The organism is Stenotrophomonas indicatrix, assembly GCA_041545745.1.
Lineage (GTDB): Bacteria > Pseudomonadota > Gammaproteobacteria > Xanthomonadales > Xanthomonadaceae > Stenotrophomonas > Stenotrophomonas indicatrix_A.
The window spans coordinates 4,203,304-4,222,779 of sequence record CP168152.1; the positions used below are offsets into that span (position 1 = coordinate 4,203,304).

The 19,476-nt window shown below is 66.5% G+C and carries 11 protein-coding genes; 7 read left to right on the top strand and 4 right to left on the bottom strand.

Annotated elements, in window-relative coordinates:
* Positions 1-103 precede the first annotated feature (103 nt).
* From ACEF39_RS19140 to ACEF39_RS19155, 4 genes are all read right to left on the bottom strand, one after another.
* A complete protein-coding gene (locus ACEF39_RS19140) occupies positions 104-607 on the bottom strand; it encodes a hypothetical protein (protein WP_025878596.1) in 504 nt (167 codons plus the stop codon).
* A gap of 48 nt (positions 608-655) precedes the next feature.
* Positions 656-949 (bottom strand): LysM peptidoglycan-binding domain-containing protein, encoded by a 294-nt coding sequence (locus ACEF39_RS19145; RefSeq protein ID WP_329866127.1) that lies wholly within the window; start codon positions 947-949, stop codon positions 656-658.
* 172 nt (positions 950-1,121) lie between these two features.
* Positions 1,122-1,940 (bottom strand): NADPH-dependent 7-cyano-7-deazaguanine reductase QueF, encoded by an 819-nt coding sequence (gene queF, locus ACEF39_RS19150; RefSeq protein ID WP_500286216.1) that lies wholly within the window; start codon positions 1,938-1,940, stop codon positions 1,122-1,124.
* 576 nt (positions 1,941-2,516) lie between these two features.
* On the bottom strand, positions 2,517-3,836 hold the full coding sequence (locus tag ACEF39_RS19155; protein ID WP_500286217.1) for a M20 family metallopeptidase: 1,320 nt from the start codon (positions 3,834-3,836) through the stop codon (positions 2,517-2,519).
* A gap of 186 nt (positions 3,837-4,022) precedes the next feature.
* Between ACEF39_RS19155 and ACEF39_RS19160 the strand changes: the two genes are divergently transcribed.
* From ACEF39_RS19160 to ACEF39_RS19190, 7 genes are all read left to right on the top strand, one after another.
* The gene (locus ACEF39_RS19160) at positions 4,023-5,261 is read left to right on the top strand and encodes an efflux RND transporter periplasmic adaptor subunit (RefSeq protein ID WP_500286218.1); all 1,239 of its coding nucleotides are present in this window, start codon (positions 4,023-4,025) and stop codon (positions 5,259-5,261) included.
* Positions 5,262-5,335: 74 nt separating this feature from the next.
* A complete protein-coding gene (locus tag ACEF39_RS19165; RefSeq protein WP_500286219.1) occupies positions 5,336-8,569 on the top strand; it encodes an efflux RND transporter permease subunit in 3,234 nt (1,077 codons plus the stop codon).
* 31 nt (positions 8,570-8,600) lie between these two features.
* Positions 8,601-11,723 (top strand): efflux RND transporter permease subunit, encoded by a 3,123-nt coding sequence (locus ACEF39_RS19170; RefSeq protein ID WP_500286220.1) that lies wholly within the window; start codon positions 8,601-8,603, stop codon positions 11,721-11,723.
* Between the two features lie 249 nt (positions 11,724-11,972).
* Positions 11,973-14,030: a TonB-dependent siderophore receptor gene (locus ACEF39_RS19175; RefSeq protein ID WP_500286221.1), complete on the top strand. Its 2,058-nt coding sequence runs from the start codon at positions 11,973-11,975 to the stop codon at positions 14,028-14,030.
* A gap of 109 nt (positions 14,031-14,139) precedes the next feature.
* The gene (yccS, locus tag ACEF39_RS19180; RefSeq protein WP_500286222.1) at positions 14,140-16,317 is read left to right on the top strand and encodes a YccS family putative transporter; all 2,178 of its coding nucleotides are present in this window, start codon (positions 14,140-14,142) and stop codon (positions 16,315-16,317) included.
* Between the two features lie 144 nt (positions 16,318-16,461).
* Positions 16,462-17,259, top strand: a complete 798-nt coding sequence (locus ACEF39_RS19185) for an SDR family NAD(P)-dependent oxidoreductase (RefSeq protein WP_500286223.1) — start codon at positions 16,462-16,464, stop codon at positions 17,257-17,259.
* Between the two features lie 149 nt (positions 17,260-17,408).
* Positions 17,409-19,298 carry an MFS transporter gene (locus tag ACEF39_RS19190; protein WP_500286224.1) on the top strand — a complete coding sequence of 630 codons (1,890 nt, stop codon included), beginning with the start codon at positions 17,409-17,411 and terminating at the stop codon, positions 19,296-19,298.
* Positions 19,299-19,476 lie beyond the last annotated feature (178 nt).

Genomic DNA, 19,476 nt, shown 5'->3' on the forward strand with positions numbered 1-19,476 from the left:
GCCATGCGTGGATGGAGCCTTCCCGCAAAAGCCACAAACAAAAAAGGACGCAGCCTCGCGGCTGCGTCCATCGTGAGTCCAACCGGGAGAGAGTCGGCGGGACTTACTTGACCTCGAACTCCTGCGGCGTTCCGGCCGCCTTACCATCAACCATGACTTCGGCGCGGTACTTGCCGGCCGGCCAGCCATTGGCATTCTTGAAGGTGATGTTGGTGGTCTCAGCACCACTGGTGTTCAGGGTCGCGTTCTGCTCGCCGGCCACCTGGCCGTCCTGGAAGGTCAGCTTGGCGCCGACAGTCACATTGTTGGCCGCGCCATCGGTCTTCACCGAGACGATGACATCGTCCTTCGGCGCGAACAGGGCGGCCGTGGTCACCGACTTGTCAGCTGCGGCAGTCTTGCCGACAGTGACCGCCGATACCGCCACGGCCGATGCAGCCATCGGCGGCGGCGCACCGGTCATCGGTGCAGGCGCCTCGGCCGGCGTGGTTGCCGCCGGAGCCGCGTTGTTGTCTGCGGTTTCTTCCTTCTTCTTGCAGCCCACCAGGGCGACACTGCCCAGCAGCGCGGCCAGCAGGGCATTCTGAAGCGGGGTCGTCTTGATCATTCGGGGTTCCTCACAGGGATTGTTCGGACGGCGATTGGATCGCCGGCATTACTTCGGCGGCAGTTTCAGGGTCTGGCCCGGGAAGATCTTGTCCGGGTCGTCGAGCACATCGCGGTTGGCTTCGAAGATCTTCTTCCAGGCGTTGGCATCGCCCAGGTGCTGCTTGGCGATCTTCGACAGCGAATCACCCTTCTGCACAGTGTAGGTGCCACCGCTGACCACCTCGGCGGTACTGTCCACCGACGCACTGACGCCGGAGAAGTCCGCCTTGGGGACCTGCTCGGCGGTACTGTCGACGCTGCCACTGACGCCGGAGAAATCGGCTTTCTTCTCGGTACTCATCCACACACTCCCGTCTGTATGACTACATGGCTGGCACGGTGTCATAGAGGTTGTTAAATGGGGATGGTGCCGATGTGAAGCCGCCCCCTGGGGCGGCTGAACAATCGAGGCGGAAAGCGGCTGCTGGGCTCGCCGGGCATGGCCCGGTGCTACCCGTAACCGCCTGCGGCGGTTACTGGCGCAGTTCGCGGTAGGTCGCGGCCGGGGCGGCGATGCCGGGGCTGGCGCGCCACGGGTTGATGTCCAAGCCACCGCGACGGGTATAGCGGGCTTCCACTTCCAGCCACTGCGGCCGGCAGCGCGCGGACACTTCGCTGAAGATCCGCTCGACGCACTGCTCATGGAACTCGGCGTGCTCGCGGTAGCTGACCAGGTAGCGCAGCAGGCCGGCACGATCGATCTGCGGGCCGCGATAGCGCAGGCTGACGGTGGCCCAGTCCGGCTGACCGGTGACCGGGCAGTTGGACTTCAGCAGGGCCGAGACCAGGGTCTCCTCCACCAGCGCTTCGGCGTTGGCCGACAGGTAGTCCGCCTGCGGCGGGCCATAGCAGTCGATGTCCACATCAAGGCCGTCGATCAACTCGCCCAGCGGCGATTCGCACAGCGCCGGCAGCCCGAACGTGACCTGGACCAGTGCACCGGCGCAGGCCGACAGGTCGGCGACGAGGCGCTCGCGCAGAGCGTCGGCACTATCCAGGCGGGTGCTGTTGAGCGAGTTCAGATACAGCTTGAACGACTTCGACTCGATCAGCCGCGGCGAGGTGCACGGCACCTGCACGGTGGCGACGGCGACCTGCGGTTTGCCACGCGGGTCGAGCCAGCTCAGCTCGAAGGCGTGCCAGCGGTCGTGGCCGACGAACGGCAACGCGGCCTCGTCCAGACCGATCTCGGCGCGGGCGCCGACGCGCGGGATGGGAAACAGCAGGCCGGGATCGTACTGCGACGGGTAACTGACCTCGCGACCGAGGCTGGAATCCTGTGGGGTGTTCATGCTGCTTATTGTATCGCGCGTAGAGCGGGCCTTCGGCCGGGTCGGCCAACGGCGGAGCCCCTCCGTGGTGGGTGGGTTGGTCGCCTACAGCCGGGATTCTGGAGTTGGCCGGGCGGGGAGGCTGGGCAGGGGGCGCTGCAAGTACGTCCATGTAAGCTCGGTCGCCGCATCCATGCGGCTCACGCCCCTGCCCAGCCTCCCCGCCCGGCCTCTGACAGTTTCCTGCGCGCGGCCGCCACCACGGGAAAGATCAGGAAAATCAAAATCAAAATCAAAAGCAGAAGCCGATCCTTCAGACATTCACCATGTCTGCCATCCACGCATGGCGTGGATCTACTGTGTCGACCAAGGTCGACACCTACCAACAGCCGCGTGAACCTGTCGGGGGTGGGGCGGTGTGGGCCTGCAGGACCGTTGGCGCCATGGATGGCGCCATCGAGCCCCCATGGACGGGTTTACGGCGTGTCTTGCAGGCCCACACCGCCCCGCCCAACCAGCAGAAATCCAGCACCGCTTTTGCCGTTGACGTTGCCGTTGCTTCGGCGGGTGCAGGGCTGCAAGCCCTGCCGATAACCCTCAACCAGCCGGGGTGCCGGCGCCGTGCAGGTAATCCAGGCTCACCTGCAGCAGCGCACGGAATCCAACATCCAGCGCCTTCTCATCCAGCAGGAACTTCGGCGAATGATTGGCCGGCGCCGTCGCCGGGTCGATGCCCACGCTGGTCGAGCCGACGAAGAAGAACATGCCCGGCACTTCCTTGGCGTACAGCGAGAAATCCTCCGCGCCCATCTGCAGCGGCGGCTCGTACACGTTGTCCTTGCCCACCACCGCCTGCAGGCTCGGCAGCATCTTCGCGGTCAACACCGGGTCGTTCACCGTGGCCGGGTTGCCTTCCGATTCGTAGATGTCGGTCACCGCCTTGGCCCCATGCGCGGCAGCGGTGTGATCGGCCACGTTGCGCAGGTCGGCGAAGATCTGCTGGCGCATGCCTTCGTCAAAGGTGCGGATGGTGCCGACCATCTCCACTTCATCGGGAATGATGTTGTAACGGATGCCGCCGTTGATCGCGCCGAAGGTCAGTACCGCCGGCTGCTTGGAGAGGTTGGCGCGGCGGCTGACGATGGTCTGTGCGGTGCCGATCAGATCGGCAGTAGCAACAATCGGGTCGACGCCGTTCCACGGTGCCGAGCCATGGGTCTGCCGGCCGATCACCTTGATGCCGAAACGATCGGACGCGGCCATCAGCGGGCCACCGCGCACCGCGATCTGTCCTGCCTGCACGCTGGAGAACACATGCAGGCCGAATACCGCCTCGGGCTTGAAGTCGGCAAACAGACCCTCCTTCAGCATCAGCGCAGCACCGCCCTCTTCCGGCGGCGGCGCACCTTCTTCGGACGGCTGGAAGATCAGCATCACCTTGCCCGGCAGGTCCTTCTTCATCGCCACCAGCGCTTCGGCCACGCCGAGCAGGGTGGCGGTGTGCGCGTCATGGCCACAGGCGTGCATCACCCCCACCGTCTGCCCGCGGTACTGGGCGGTGGCCTTTGACGCAAACGGCAGGCTGGTCTGCTCGGTCACCGGCAGTGCGTCCATGTCCGCGCGCAGGGCGATCTTCGGGCCGGGCTTGCCGCCTTCGATGATCGCCACCACGCCGTGGTGGGCGATACCGGTCTTCGGTTTCAGGCCCATCGCGCGCAGGCGCTTGGCGACCTCGGCGGAGGTGCGCTCCTCGCGGTTGGACAGTTCCGGGTGCTGATGGAAATCGCGCCGCCATTCAACCACTTTGGCCTGCAGGCGCTGCGCGGCGGCGGTCACTTCCGGGCGCTGGGCGTCCTCGGCATGGGCAAGGGCCGGCAGGGCCAGCAGCAGGGCGGACAGCAGCAACGAACGGCGCATCTCGATCTCCACGGAAGGGGTCTGCACCTGAATGTAGGGCAACCTCGCCGCTACGGGAACCTCCACCTTCGCCCACTGGTCTGAGCGCCCGTCCCATCCGTCATGCAGGAAACCCGGTGGGCCACAGGTATGCTTTGCGCATTGCCACCCGGGGTGCCACCCCGTCCAGCCCTCTTGGAGTCTTGAATGTCACGTGTTTGGAAGATCGTGCTGCTGGTCGTGGCGGTACTGGTGCTGGCCGTGGTCGGCCTGCGCGTACTCGGTGGCGGCAAGGACAAGGCCGCAGGGCAGGAAGCAGGCGCCCGCCAGGGCGGTGAAAACCCCGATGCCGGCCCGGTGCCGGTGACCGTGGTCGATGCCGTGCGCCAGGACGTGCCGGTGTATGCCAGCGCGCTGGGCACGGTGACCGCGATGAACACCGTGACGGTCAGCCCGCAGGTGGGTGGCCAGCTGATGAGCCTCAATTTCCGCGAAGGCCAGGAAGTGAAGAAGGGCGACGTGCTGGCGGTGATCGACCCGCGCACCGCCCAGGCCAGCTACGACCAGGCCGTTGCCTCCAAACGCCAGAACGAAGCCCTGCTGGCCACCGCGCGCTCGAACTACCAGCGTTCGAACGCGCCGGAGTACCGCCAGTTCGTAGCCAAGACCGATCTGGATACACAACGAAACCAGGTGGCACAGTACGAAAGCGCGGTTGCCGCCAATGAAGCCAGCATGCGCTCGGCGCAGGTGCAGCTGCAGTACACCCGGGTCACCGCACCGATCACCGGTATCGCCGGCATCCGCGCGGTCGACGCCGGCAATGTGGTCAACGCCGGCACCGCACTGGTCACCCTGACCCAGATCCACCCGATCCACGTGCTGTTCAACCTGCCCGAGCGCCAGCTCGGCGACGTGCGCCAGGCGCAGGCCGCCGGCAGCGTGCCGGTGGCCGCGCTGGACCGCGCCGATTCGCACGTGCTCAGTGGCGACGGCAAGCTGGATGTGGTCGACAACCTGATCAGCGCCGACAGCGGCACCTTCAAGGCGCGCGCGGTGTTCGACAACACCGACAACGGCCTGTGGCCGGGCCAGTTCGTCAATGTGCGCATGCAACTGCGCACCATCGGCGGCGGCGTGGTGATCCCGACCCAGGCGGTGCTGCGTGGTCCGGACGGCGAGTACGTCTACGTCGTGCAGGGCGACAACACGGTGAAGATGCAGACCGTGCGCAGTGGCGTGGAAGTCGGCGACAGCCAGGTGCAGATCGCCGAAGGCCTGAAAGGCGGCGAGCGTGTGGTCAGCGAAGGCCAGTTCCGCCTGAAGCCGGGCAGCAAGGTGACCGCGCTGAAGCCGGGCGAAACGCCGGCCGCACCGACCGAGGCCGAACTGAAGGCCGCCGAACAGAAGAGTGGCGGCGGTCGCCGCGGTGGTGGCCCGCGCTGAGCGCAGGCCCCTGCTCTTCCCCGCGCCGGCGATCCCGCCGGCGCTGCCATTGAAGTGCCAGCAAGGATCAGTCCGTGGGCTTTTCGACGATCTTCATCCGCCGCCCGATTGCCACCTCGCTGTTGATGGCGGGCTTGTTGCTTCTGGGCATCCTCGGTTACCGCAAGCTGCCGGTGTCGGCGCTGCCGGAAATCGATGCGCCCAGCCTGGTGGTGACCACCCAGTACCCCGGTGCCAACGCCACCACCATGGCCTCGCTGGTGACCACGCCGCTGGAGCGCCAGTTCGGGCAGATCTCCGGGCTGGAACTGATGACCTCCGATTCGTCGGCGGGGTTGTCCACGATCATCCTGCAGTTCTCGATGGACCGCGACATTGACATCGCCGCACAGGACGTGCAGGCGGCGATCCGCCAGGCCACCCTGCCTTCGTCGCTGCCGTACCAGCCGGTCTACAACCGGGTGAATCCGGCCGACGCGGCCATCGTCACCCTCAAGCTGACCTCCGATACGCGGCCGCTGCGCGACGTCAACAACTACGCTGACTCGATCCTCGCCCAGCGCCTGTCGCAGGTGCAGGGCGTGGGCCTGGTGTCGATCGCCGGCAACGTGCGTCCGGCCGTGCGCATCCAGGTCAATCCGGCGCAGCTGTCCAACATGGGCCTGACCCTGGAAGAGCTGCGCAGCGCGCTCACCCAGGCCAACGTCAATGCGCCGAAGGGCTCGCTGAACGGCAAGACCCAGTCCTACAGCATCGGCACCAACGACCAGCTGACCAGCGCCGCCGAGTACCGCGACACCATCATCAGCTACAAGAACGGCCGCCCGGTGCGGCTGTCCGACGTGGCCGAAGTGATCGATGGCGTGGAGAACGACCAGCTCGCCGCATGGGCCGACGGCAAGCCGGCGGTGCTGCTGGAAGTGCGCCGCCAGCCGGGCGCCAACATCGTGCAGACCGTCGAGCGCATCCGCGCACTGCTGCCGCAGCTGCAGGGCGTGCTGCCGGCCGATGTGCACCTGGAAGTGTTCTCTGATCGCACCGAAACCATCCGCGCGTCGGTGCATGAAGTGCAGTTCACCCTGATCCTGACCATCGGCCTGGTGGTGGCGGTGATCTTCGTATTCCTGCGCCGTTTCTGGGCCACGATCATTCCCTCGGTGGCGGTGCCGTTGTCGCTGGCCGGCACTTTCGCGGTGATGGCCTTTACCGGCATGTCGCTGGACAACCTCTCGCTGATGGCGCTGGTGGTGGCCACCGGCTTCGTGGTCGACGATGCGATCGTGATGATCGAGAACATCGTGCGCTACATCGAACAAGGCAAGAGCGGCAAGGAAGCGGCCGAGATCGGTGCGCGCCAGATCGGTTTCACCGTGCTGTCGCTGACGGTTTCGCTGGTGGCGGTGTTCCTGCCGCTGCTGCTGATGCCCGGCGTCACCGGCCGCCTGTTCCACGAGTTCGCCTGGGTGCTGAGCATCGCCGTGGTGCTGTCGATGCTGATCTCGCTGACGCTCACCCCGATGATGTGCGCCTACCTGCTCAAGCCCGATGCGCTGCCCGAGGGCGAGGACGCGCACGAACGTGCCGCCGCGGCCGGCAAGCAGAACCTGTGGACGCGCACCGTCGGCCTGTACGAGCGCAGTCTGGACTGGGTGCTGGAACACCAGCCCCTCACCTTGGCCGTGGCCGCTGCCGCGCTGGTGCTGACCGTGCTGCTGTACGTGCTGATCCCCAAGGGACTGCTGCCCGAACAGGACACCGGCCTGATCACCGCCGTGGTCCAGGCCGACCAGAACATCGCGTTCCCGCAGATGGAGCAGCGCACCAAGCAGGTGGCCGAAGCGCTGCGCAAGGATCCGGACGTGACCGGCGTGTCGGCCTTCATCGGCGCCGGCAGCATGAACCCCACGCTCAACCAGGGCCAGCTGTCGATCGTGCTGAAAGAGCGTGGCGAGCGCGATGGACTGGATGAGATCCTGCCGCGCCTGCAGAAGTCCGTCGCCGGCATTCCCGGCGTGGCGCTGTACCTGAAGCCGGTACAGGACGTGACCCTGGACACCCGCGTGGCCGCCACCGAGTACCAGTACTCGCTGTCGGACGTGGACAGTGCGGAGGTTGCACTGCAGGCCAACCGCCTGACCCAGGCGCTGCGCCAGCGCCCGGAACTGGCCGACGTCGACAACAACCTGTCCAACCAGGGCCGCGCACTGGAACTGAACATCGACCGCGACAAGGCCAGCGTGCTGGGCGTGCCGATGCAGACCATCGACGACACGCTCTACGATGCGTTCGGCCAGCGCCAGATCTCGACCATCTTCACCGAGCTCAACCAGTACCGCGTGGTGCTGGAAGTGGCACCGCAGTTCCGCACCAGCACTGCGCTGATGGAACAGCTGGCGGTCGCCTCCAACGGCGCTGGCGCACTGACCGGCACCAACGCGACGAGCTTCGGCCAGGTCACCTCCTCCAACTCGTCGACCGCCACCGGTATCGGTGCGCAGAACACCGGCATCACCGTCGGTGCGGGCAGCATCATCCCGCTATCGGCGCTGGCCGAAGCAAAGGTGTCCAGCGCGCCGCTGCTGGTCAGCCACCAGCAGCAGCTGCCTGCGGTGACGGTGTCGTTCAACGTCGCCCCGGGCTATTCGCTGTCCGATGCGGTCAAGGCCATCGAAGAGACCAAGGCCAGCCTGGACATGCCGGCGCATGTGCATGCGCAGTTCATCGGCAAGGCCGCCGAATTCACCGGCAGCCAGACCGACGTGGTGTGGCTGCTGCTGGCCTCGCTGGTGGTGATCTACATCGTGCTGGGCGTGCTGTACGAGAGCTACATCCACCCGATCACGATCATCTCGACCCTGCCACCGGCCGGTGTCGGCGCGCTGCTGGCACTGATGGTCTGTGGCCTGAGCCTGTCGGTGGATGGCATCGTCGGCATCGTGCTGCTGATCGGCATCGTCAAGAAGAACGGCATCATGATGGTCGACTTCGCCATCGAGGCGCGGCGCACCGGCGCCAACGCGCGCGAGGCCATCCGCCGCGCCTGCCTGCTGCGCTTCCGCCCGATCATGATGACCACCGCGGCGGCCATGCTCGGTGCGTTGCCGCTGGCGCTGGGCACCGGCATCGGCTCGGAGCTGCGTCGCCCGCTGGGCATCGCCATCGTCGGCGGCCTGCTGCTGTCGCAGCTGGTGACGCTGTACACCACGCCGGTGATCTACCTGTACATGGAGCGCTTCTCGGAATGGCTTGCACGCCGCCGTGAACAGCGCGCGCTGCGCGATGGCACGGTGCAGGAGCCGCAGGCATGACCCTGGCCCCGCACCCCCGGGGGGCTGCACGGTGAACCTGTCCGGCCCCTTCATCCGCCGCCCGATCGGCACCGCGCTGCTGGCCATCGGCTTGTTCATGGTCGGCGTGATCTGTTACCTGCGGCTCGGCGTGTCGGCACTGCCGAACATCGAGATCCCGGTGATCTTCGTGCACGCCAGCCAGTCCGGTGCGGACGCGGCAACCATGGCCTCCACGGTGACCGCGCCGCTGGAGCGCCACCTCGGCCAGCTGCCGGGCATCGACCGCATGCGCTCGTCGAGCTCGGAAGGCAGCTCGCTGGTGTTCATGATCTTCCAGAGCGACCGCGACATCGATTCAGCCGCGCTGGACGTACAGACGGCGATCAATTCGGCGCAGGCCGACCTGCCCTCGGGCATGGGCTCGCCGATGTACCAGAAGGCGAACCCGAACGACGACCCGGTGATCGCCATCGCGCTGACGTCGCAGACGCAGTCCGCCGATGAGCTGTACAACGTCGCCGACTCGCTGCTGGCCCAGCGCATCCGCCAGATCGGCGGCGTCGCCTCGGTGGATATCGCCGGTGCCTCGACGCCAGCGGTACGGGTGGACGTCAACCTGCGCCTGATGAACGCGCTGGGACTGACCGCCGACGACCTGCGCAATGCCGTGCGTGCAGCCAACGTGACCTCGCCCACCGGCTTCCTCAGCGATGGCAACACCACCACCGCGATCATCGCCAACGATTCGGTCGCGCGCGCCGCCGACTTCGCCGATCTGGTGGTCAAGACCCAGGGCGATGGCCGGGTGATCCGCCTGAAGGACATCGCCAACGTCTACGACGGCCAGCAGGATGCGTACCAGGCCGCGTGGTTCGACCACAAACCGGCCGTGGTGATGTATGTGTTCACCCGTGCCGGCGCCAACATCGTCGAGACCGTGGACCGGGTGAAAGCGCAGATTCCCGCGTTGCGCGATTACCTGCAGCCGGGCACCACGATGACGCCCTACTTCGACCGCACCCCGACCATCCGTTCGTCGCTGCATGAAGTGCAGATCACCCTGCTGATCAGCCTGGCGATGGTGGTGCTGACCATGGCGCTGTTCCTGCGCCGCCTGGCGCCGACGCTGATTGCCGCAGTCACCGTGCCGTTGTCACTGGCCGGTGCCGCGCTGGTGATGTACGTGATGGGCTTCACCCTGAACAACCTGAGCCTGCTGGCGCTGGTGATCGCGATCGGCTTCGTGGTCGACGATGCGATCGTGGTGATCGAGAACATCATGCGCCACCTCGACGAGGGCATGCCGCGGATGCAGGCGGCCTTCGCCGGTGCGCGCGAAATCGGCTTCACCATCGTCTCGATCACCGCCTCGCTGGTGGCGGTGTTCATCCCGCTGCTGTTCGCCAGCGGCATGATGGGCGCGTTCTTCCGCGAGTTCACCGTGACCCTGGTGGCGGCGATCGTGGTGTCGATGATCGTTTCGCTGACGCTGACCCCGGCGCTGTGCAGCCGCTTCCTCAGCGCCCACGACCACAAGGCGGCACCGTCGCGCTTCGGCCGCTGGCTCGATGCCGGTCACGAGCGGATGCTGCGCATCTACACCGTATTCCTTGATTTCTCGCTGCGCCATGCGCTGCTGCTGTCGCTGACGCCGTTGATCCTGATCGGCGTCACCATCTTCCTGTTCGGTGCGGTGAAGAAGGGTGCGTTCCCGCCACAGGACACCGGCCTGATCTGGGGCCGCGCCAACTCCAGTGCGACGGTGTCCTTCGAGGACATGGTCAGCCGCCAACGGCGCATCACCGACATGCTGATGGCCGACCCGGCGGTGAAGACCGTGGGCGTACGCCTGGGCAGTGGCCGCCAGGGCTCCAGCGCGCAGTTCAACGTCGAACTGAAGTCGCGCAAGGAAGGCCGCCGCGAAACCACAGCGCATGCATTAGCGCGGTTGAGTGCGAAGGCCGACCGCTACCCGGACCTGCAGCTGCGCCTGCGCGCGATCCAGGACCTGCCCAGCAACGATGGCGGTGGCAACAGCCAGGGCGCGCAGTACCGCGTCTCGCTGCAGGGCAACGACCTGGCCGCGCTGCAGGAATGGCTGCCCAAGCTGCAGGCGGCGTTGAAGAAGAACCCGAAGCTGCGCGATGTCGGCACCGACGTCGACAACGCCGGCCTGCGCCAGAACATCGAGATCGACCGCGCCAAGGCCGCGCGCCTGGGCATCTCGGTCGGTGCCATCGACGGTGCGCTGTACGGCGCCTTCGGCCAGCGCCAGATTTCCACCATCTACTCGGACATCAACCAGTACAGCGTGGTGGTCAACGCGCTGCCGTCGCAGACCGCCACCCCCTCGGCGCTGGACGAAGTGCATGTGCGCGCACGCAACGGCGAAATGGTGCCGATCACGGCGGTGGCCAGACAGGCGCCGGGCCTGGCGCCCTCGCAGATCACCCATGAGAACCAGTACACGACGATGGACCTGAGCTACAACCTCGCCCCCGGCGTCAGCATGGGCGAGGCCAAGGCCATCATCGACAGCACCGTGGCCGGCATGCGCATGCCCGGCGACATCCGCCTGGCCGACGACGCGGGCTTCGGCTTCAATTCCGACTCCAGCGACATGCTGATCCTGGTACTGGCGGCGATCCTCACCGTCTATCTGGTACTGGGCATCCTGTACGAAAGCCTGATCCACCCGGTGACGATCCTGTCCACCCTGCCGGCCGCCGGCGTCGGTGCGTTGCTGGCGCTGTTCGGCACCAACACCGAACTGTCGGTGATCTCGATGATCGCGCTGGTGCTGCTGATCGGCATCGTCAAGAAGAACGCGATCATGATGATCGACTTCGCCCTGGTGGCGCAGCGCGAACATGGGCTGACTCCGCGCGAGGCTGCCCGTGAAGCCAGCATCGTGCGTTTCCGGCCGATCATGATGACCACGATGGTGGCGATTCTGGCGGCGGTGCCGCTGGCGATCGGGCTGGGCGAAGGGTCGGAACTGCGTCGCCCGCTGGGCATCGCGATGATCGGTGGCCTGCTGTTCTCGCAGAGCCTGACCCTGCTCAGCACGCCTGCGCTGTACGTGATCTTCTCGTGCCTGGCCGAGCGCTGGAAGGCGCGGCGCGCGCGCAGGCGTGAGGCAAAGCTGCTCAGGCGCGCGCAGCGGGCGTAGCAAGGCCCATCCACGCATGGCGTGGATCTACTGCAACACCTGCCTCTGGTGGGTGCGGACCGTTGGTCCGCACGCCGATGGCATTTGACGCGCTGTAACGAAAAGAGAACAATTCTCATCCAGCCATGGTCCTGCGCCCCCTTGCGGCGCCCCGCTGCCGTTGCCGGCACGCCTGCGTGATCCCAGCCACCGACCTTTCCCCCCTGCATGGGCGGATGGCCCGTGGCCGCCCGCCGAGGATCTCCATCGATGTTGCCCATCCGCTCCCCCCGCCTGGCCGTGCTGGCCGTAGCGCTGTCCGCCGCCTGCACTGCACACGCCGAAGCCCCCGCCGACGCCCGCAGTGCCACCGATCTGGACGCGGTCAAGGTCATCGCCGAGCGTACCCACACCGAGGCTGGCGCCCTCGGCGATCGCGTCCTGCGTGATACCCCGTTTGCGATCACCGCGGTCGGCCGTGAGCAGATCGAACAGCGCCAGGTCGTGTCGCTGGGCGAAGCCTTCCTGCTCGACCCCTCGGTCACCACGCAGGTAAGCGCCTATGCCAGCGGCTGGAGCTCGCCGATCCGCAATCGCGGCATCGACCTGAATTTCGACAGCTACCGGGTCAACGGCCTGCAGGTCTCGTCCTGGGGCACCGAATGGCCGCTGGAAGTGATGGAACAGGTCGACCTGCTGAAGGGCCCCGGTGGGTTCCTGTACGGCTTCGGCGCGCCGGGCGGCATCGTCAACTACATCACCAAGAAGCCGACCGAGGTACCGACCTTCTCCGCCCAGCTCGGCTGGCGCGAGCAGGGCATCGTCAGCGGCGGCATCGACGTCGGTGGCCGCTTCGGCAACGAGCAGATGTTCGGCTACCGCTTCAACGCCTTCCAGGAAAAGGGCGAAACCTTCAACGGTGGCCATATCGATCGCAAGGTCGGCGCACTGTCGCTGGACGCACATCTGAGCGATGCGCTCACCTGGACCTTCGACGGCGTATTCCAGTCGCGCGACCTGCGCGAGGAATCACCGCAATACTACTTCCGTGGCCTGACGTCGCTGCCGCGGCCGATCGCTGGCGATGTCGACAACAGCGTGCCCGGCACCTACTACGACACCCGCTCCAGCCTGCTGTCCACCGCACTGGATTGGCAGATCAACAGCGACTGGAAGGCCAGCCTGAGCTATGGCGTCACCACCTCGTGGAACGACGTCAACAAGATCTTCGCCTACATCGACGACCTCAACGGCGACTACGACGTCAACGTCTACGAACTCGGCGGCAAGAGCGAGTGGAAGCTGGCGCAGGCACTGGTGCAGGGCAGCTTCGGCACCGGCCCGCTGCGGCACCAGCTGGTGGCCGGCGTCAGCCACCAGACCGGGCTGGGCTGGGATCGTCCTTACGAGTTCAGCCTGATCGGCCGCGCCAATCTGTACCAGCGCCATGACATCCGCCACGACGCAGTCGGGTCGCGGGTGATGAGCCGTGGCAGCGAAACCGTGCAGAAGGCCGTGTTCGTCAGCGATACCGTCGACCTCGGCCATGGCTGGTCGGTGCTGGCCGGCTGGCGCTACAACGACTTCGAGACCAAGGGCGCCTATCACACCTATCCGGTCACCCCGACCTACGCGGTGATGTTCAAGCCCAGCGAGGCCGTCACCCTGTATGCCAGCTACATCGAGTCGCTGGAAGCAGGCGGTCGCGTAGGCAACAGCTACATCAATGCCGGCGATGTGCTCGACCCCACCATCAGCAAGCAGTACGAGATCGGCGCCAAGGTGGAAGCGGATCGCTGGAACGCAAACGTCGCTGCGTTCCGCCTGGAGCGTGGCGCCAACATCGATCAGCTGACCGATGCAGGCAAACGCCTGGTGCAGGATGGCATCACCCTGTACGAAGGCATCGAGGCCAGCGCCGACCTGCACCTGAGCGATGCACTGACCGTTGGTGGTGGCGTGACCTGGCTGGACCCGACCTACGACAAGCTGTCACCGGGCAGCGCGGCGCAGGAAGGAAACCGCACCGTCGGTGCAGCACGCTGGAGCGGCGTGCTGCACGCCACCTACCAGCTGCCGTGGGTGGAAGGGCTGGAGACCTATGCCGCCGTGCGCTACTACGGCGATGTCTGGTACGACGCCGACAACACCCTGAAGCTGCCCGACTACACGCTCGTCAATGCCGGCGTCGGCTACCGCCTGCTGGCCTCCGGCCACCCGGTGACCCTGCGTGCCAGCGTGGAGAACCTGGCCAACCGCAGGTACTGGTCGAATGCGGGCGTCGGCCTGCCGCGCACCTTCGCGCTGAGCGTGCAGTTCGACATGTAAGCGGCCGGCACTACCGGATATCGAGTGGAAAATCATCCACGCATGGCGTGGATCTACCATTTCACGCGCGGCCCGCAATAATGGTGGTCGATCCTTCCGCCGAGCCTGCATGTCCGCACGCGAATCCCGCCTCAGCCGTCTGTGGGCCCACGAGAAGGCCAGCTATGGCCTGCGGGTGTTCATTGCCCTGACAGCGGCCCTGGCCGTGTGCTGGCACCTGGATGCGCTGACCGCGCTGCCCGGAGTGTTCCTCGGCATCATCGCCAGCGCGATTGCCGAGACCGATGACAACTGGTGGGGCCGGACCAAGGCCGTGCTGCTGTCGCTGCTGTGCTTCTGCCTGGCGGCGGCCTCGGTGATCTGGCTGTTCCCCTGGCCATGGATCTTCATCGCGGCCCTGGCGCTGTCCACGTTCGGCCTGACGCTGCTCGGCGCACTTGGCGAGCGCTACGCGTCCATCGCCCAGGCCACCGTCACCCTGGCCATCTACACCATGATCGGCCTGGAACAGCATGGTGCCCATGACCTGCACAGTGCGCTGGACGCGGTCAGCCACCTGCTGGCGGGTGCGGTGTGGTACGGGCTGCTGTCGATTCTGTGGACCACGCTGTTCGCCAACCGGCCGGTGCGCGAGCGCGTGGCGCGCCTGTACGTGGAACTGGGCCGTTACCTGCAGCTCAAGGCCGCCCTGTTCGAACCCGTGCGCGAGGCGGACCTGCAGCGCCGCCAGCTCGATCTGGCCGAGCAGAACCGCCGCGTGGTCGGTGCGCTGAACGAGGCGAAGACAGCGATCCTGGCGCGTTTTGGCCGCTCCGGCCGGCCGGGCGTCAACTCCGGCCTGTACCTGCGCCTGTATTACATGGCACAGGATTTCCATGAGCGCGCCAGCTCCTCCCACTACCCGTACGGCGCGCTGGTCGATGCGTTCTTCCACAGCGACGTGCTGTACCGCTGCCAGCGCCTGCTCGACCTGCAGGGCCAGGCCTGTGCGCGGCTGGGCGAAGCGATCCGGCTGCGCCGCCCATTCGTCTACGGCGAGAGCAACCAGCAGGCCGGGCGCGATCTGGCCGATGCCCTGACCTACCTGCGCGACCAGCAACGACCGCAGTGGCAGCGCCTGCTCGGTTCGCTGGACCTGCTGGTGCACAACCTCCGCAGCATCGAGCGCCGCCTGCTCGATGCCGAACGTTCCGAAGCCAGCCTGGACAACGTCGACACCCGCCTGCGCGACAGCAACCCGCACACCTTGCGCGAAATGGGCGTGCGCCTGCGCCAGCAGCTCACCCCCGGCTCGGTATTGTTCCGCCATGGCCTGCGCATGGCGCTGGCACTGATCGCCGGTTTCGTTGCCATCCATCTGTTCAATGCACAGAACGGCTCGTGGGTGCTGCTGACCATCGTGTTCGTGTGCCGGCCCAGCTTCGGTGCCACCCGCCAGCGCCTGGCCCAGCGCATCGTCGGTACGCTGGCCGGCCTGGTGCTGACCTGGGCGCTGCTGCAGCTGTTCCCAACGCTGGAGATCCAGTTGCTGATCGCACTGCTGTCGGCACTGTTGTTCTTCTTCACCCGTACCGACCGCTATCTGGTCGCCTCGGCCGCCATCACGGTGATGGCGCTGACCTGCTTCAACCTGATCGGCGACGGCTTCGTGCTGATCGTGCCGCGCATGGTCGATACGATCCTGGGTTGCGCAATCGCCGCAGCGGCCGCGTTCCTGATCCTGCCGGACTGGCAGGGTCGACAGCTGCACCGCGTGCTGGCGCGGGTGCTGGATACCGCCGCCCGCTATCTGGAATCGGTGCTGGGCCAGTACCGCAGCGGCATGCGCGACGATCTGGCCTACCGCATCGCCCGCCGCGACATGCACAACGCCGATGCCGCACTGTCCACCGCTTTGTCGAACATGCTGCGCGAACCGGGCCACGTGCGCCGCAACCTCGATTCGGGTTTCCACTTCCTGGCGTTGTCCAACACCCTGCTCGGGCATCTGTCCGCGCTGGGTGCGCATCGCGACCAGGTCGACAGCTACGCGGGCGATCCACTTGCACTGGCCGCCGGCGAGCGGGTGCGCAAAGCGCTGCAGCAGCTGGCGTCGGCATTGACGGCGCAACAGCCGGTGTCGGAGGAGGACAACGACGCCGATCGTGCGGTGGCCGCGGAACTTGAGCAGCTCGATGAAACGATGCCGCCGAAACTGCAGTTGATCCGCACGCAGATGGCGCTGGTGCTGCGGATGCTGCCGAAGGTGAGAGCGGCGGCGAATGGTGCGGTGCGTGGTTTGAGCTGACGGCGTCCACGCATGGCGTGGATCTACTGGAACCGCATTCGGGCGGGGGCTTGTCGGCCGTGCAACATCGTGTTGCGTCCACGGGGGCATTCCGATCACGCCCGGGCGCCGATACTGCCGTGTCGCCCACGCAGGATCTCCCCCATGAAGATCGAACTCAACGACCGCACCGCGCTGGTCACCGCCTCCACCGCTGGCATCGGCCACGCCATCGCACAGGGGCTGGCCGCCGCCGGCGCGCAGGTCATCCTCAATGGCCGCAGTGCCGACAGCGTGGAGCGCGCGCGCCAGCGCCTGCTGGCTGCCATTCCCGGCGCCAACGTGCTGGGCGTGGCCGCCGACCTGTCCGACGCCCGCGGGGTCGACGCGCTGCTGGCCGGCCTGCCGGGCAACGTCGACATCCTGGTCAACAATGCCGGCATCTTCGGCCCGCAGGACTTCTTCGAGACCGACGATGCCACCTGGGAGCAATACTGGCAGACCAACGTCATGTCCGGCGTGCGCCTGTCGCGCGCCCTGCTGCCAGCGATGGTCGACGCCGGTTGGGGCCGCGTGCTGTTCATCTCCTCCGAATCGGCACGCAACATTCCTGCCGACATGATCCATTACGGCGTCAGCAAGACCGCGCAGCTGTCGCTGTCGCGCGGCCTGGCCAAGCGCGTGGCCGGCAGCGGCGTCACCGTCAATGCGGTGCTGCCCGGCCCGACGCTGTCCGACGGCTTCGCAGCGATGTTCGAAGAGGAGCGCGCGCGCACTGGCAAGCCACTGCAACAGATCGGCCGTGAGTTCGTGATGACCCATCGTCCTGCGTCGGTGATCCAGCGCGCGGCCACGGTCGAAGAAGTGGCCAACATGGTGGTCTACCTCGCCTCGCCGCAGGCGTCGGCCACTTCCGGCGCAGCGTTGCGGGTCGACGGCGGCGTGGTCGACGATATCGTCTGAGGTTCTCAGGTATGCGGACCAACGGTCCGCACCCACCGTCCGCACCCCCCCATGGGGTATGAGTAGATCCACGCCATGCGTGGATGCATGCCGCCACGGTCCCGACAGATGGGCAGGAATGCTAGGCTGCGCCGGTCCAAGGAGGTTCCATGTCCGGTCACAACCAGTTCGCCCTGCTGCGCCAGCGCCGTTTCCTGCCGTTCTTCATCGTGCAGGGGCTGGGTGCCTTCAACGACAACGTGTACCGGCAGGCGATCATCGGCCTGCTGTTCTACCTCGGCGTGGCCGAGAGCGAGCGTACGCTCTACACCAACCTGGCGCCGGCGCTGTTCATCCTGCCCTACTTCCTGTTCTCCGCCCTGGCCGGGCAGATCGCGGAAAAGCTGGAGAAGTCGCGACTGATCGTGATCACCACCACCATGGAGATCGTGATCATGACACTGGCCGCGGTGGGCTTTCTCACCGAGAGCCTGCCGGTGCTGCTGGTGGCCCTGTTCTGCACGGGCCTGCAATCCACCCTGTTCGGCCCGGTGAAGTACTCGGTGCTGCCCTCGGTACTGCGCCCGGAAGAACTGACCGGTGGCAATGGCCTGGTCGAGATGGGCACGTCGATGTCGATCCTGACCGGCATGATCGTCGGCGGCCTGGTGTTCACCCTGGCCGGCAGCCATGGACCGATCGTGGCCGCCACGGCGGTCATCGCGCTGGCGATCTGCGGCAACCTCGCCGCGCGCATGATCCCCAAGGTCGATGCCGGCGCGCCGGATCTGAAGATCAACTGGAACCCGATCCCCGAATCGCTGGCCGTGCTGCGCATGGCCAGGAAACAGAAGTCGGTACGCAACGCCATCCTCGGCGTGTCCTGGTTCTGGTTCGTCGGCACCATCCTGACCGCGCAGCTGCCGTCCTATGCGGTCACCAACCTCGGTGGCGAACCCACCCTGTACATCTTCGCCCTGGCGCTGTTCTCGGTCGGCACCGGCGTCGGTTCGCTGCTGTGCGAAAAGCTGTCGGCACGCACCGTGGAGATCGGCCTGGTGCCGCTGGGTGCATTCGGCATGACCGCCTTCCTGCTGGACCTGTACTTCGCACGCGCCGGTGAGGCCACCGCGCAGGGCCTGTCGGTCACCCAGTTCGTGCACCAGGCCGGCAGCATCCGCATCATCATCGACCTGCTCGGCATCGGCCTGTTCACCGGCTTCTTCGTGGTGCCGCTGTTTGCGTTGATCCAGAGCCGCACGCCGAAGTCGGAGATGTCGCGCGTGTTCGCCGCGCTGAACATCCAGAACTCCGGCTTCATCGTCGCTGCGGCCGTACTCGGCCTGCTCACCCAGCGCCTGCTCGGCTGGACCATCCCGCAACTGTTCCTGGCACTGGCCATCGCCAATGCCGTGGTGGCAATCTACATCTTCACCATCGTCCCCGAATTCCTGATGCGTTTCCTCAGCTGGGTGATGGTGCGCACGCTGTATCGCCTGCGCCCCCATGGCATCGAGGACAACGTGCCCGATGAAGGCGCCGCGCTGCTGGTCTGCAACCACGTCAGCTACATGGACGCGCTGATCCTGTCGGCGACGATTCCGCGCCCGGTGCGCTTCGTCATGTACTACAAGATCTTCAACATCCCGGTGATGCGTTGGATCTTCCGCACCGCCAAGGCGATTCCGATCGCCGGTGCGCGCGAAGATCCGGCCTTGATGCAGCGTGCGTTCGATGAAGTCGATGCCGCCCTCGCCGAGGGCGAGCTGGTGTGCATCTTCCCGGAAGGCGCACTGACCCGCGACGGCACGATGGCACCGTTCAAATCCGGCGTGGAGAAGATCCTCGAACGCCGCGCGGTACCGGTGGTGCCGATGGCCCTGCGCGGTATGTGGTCGAGCATGTGGAGCCGCCGCGATACCCGCCTGGGCCGCATGCGCGTACCGCGCCGGTTCCGGGCGACCGTAGAGGTGGTCGCGGCACCGGCAGTGGATGGCCATTCGACCGATGCCACCGCCCTGGAAGCCCAGGTCCGCACCCTGCGCGGCGACCTCGCCTGAGGGGCCGATCACGCCGCAGCGTGCTCTGAAAGCCGGCGCCAAGCGCCGGCTTTTTCTTGTCCCGTCAAGCGTCAAAGGCGACAGGATCTGGCTGTAACCGCATACATGCGTCGCAGGTTGCGGTAGATTACGCACCCACAGGGGGGAGGTTCGGCCCGTTCACACGGCCGGCCACCAA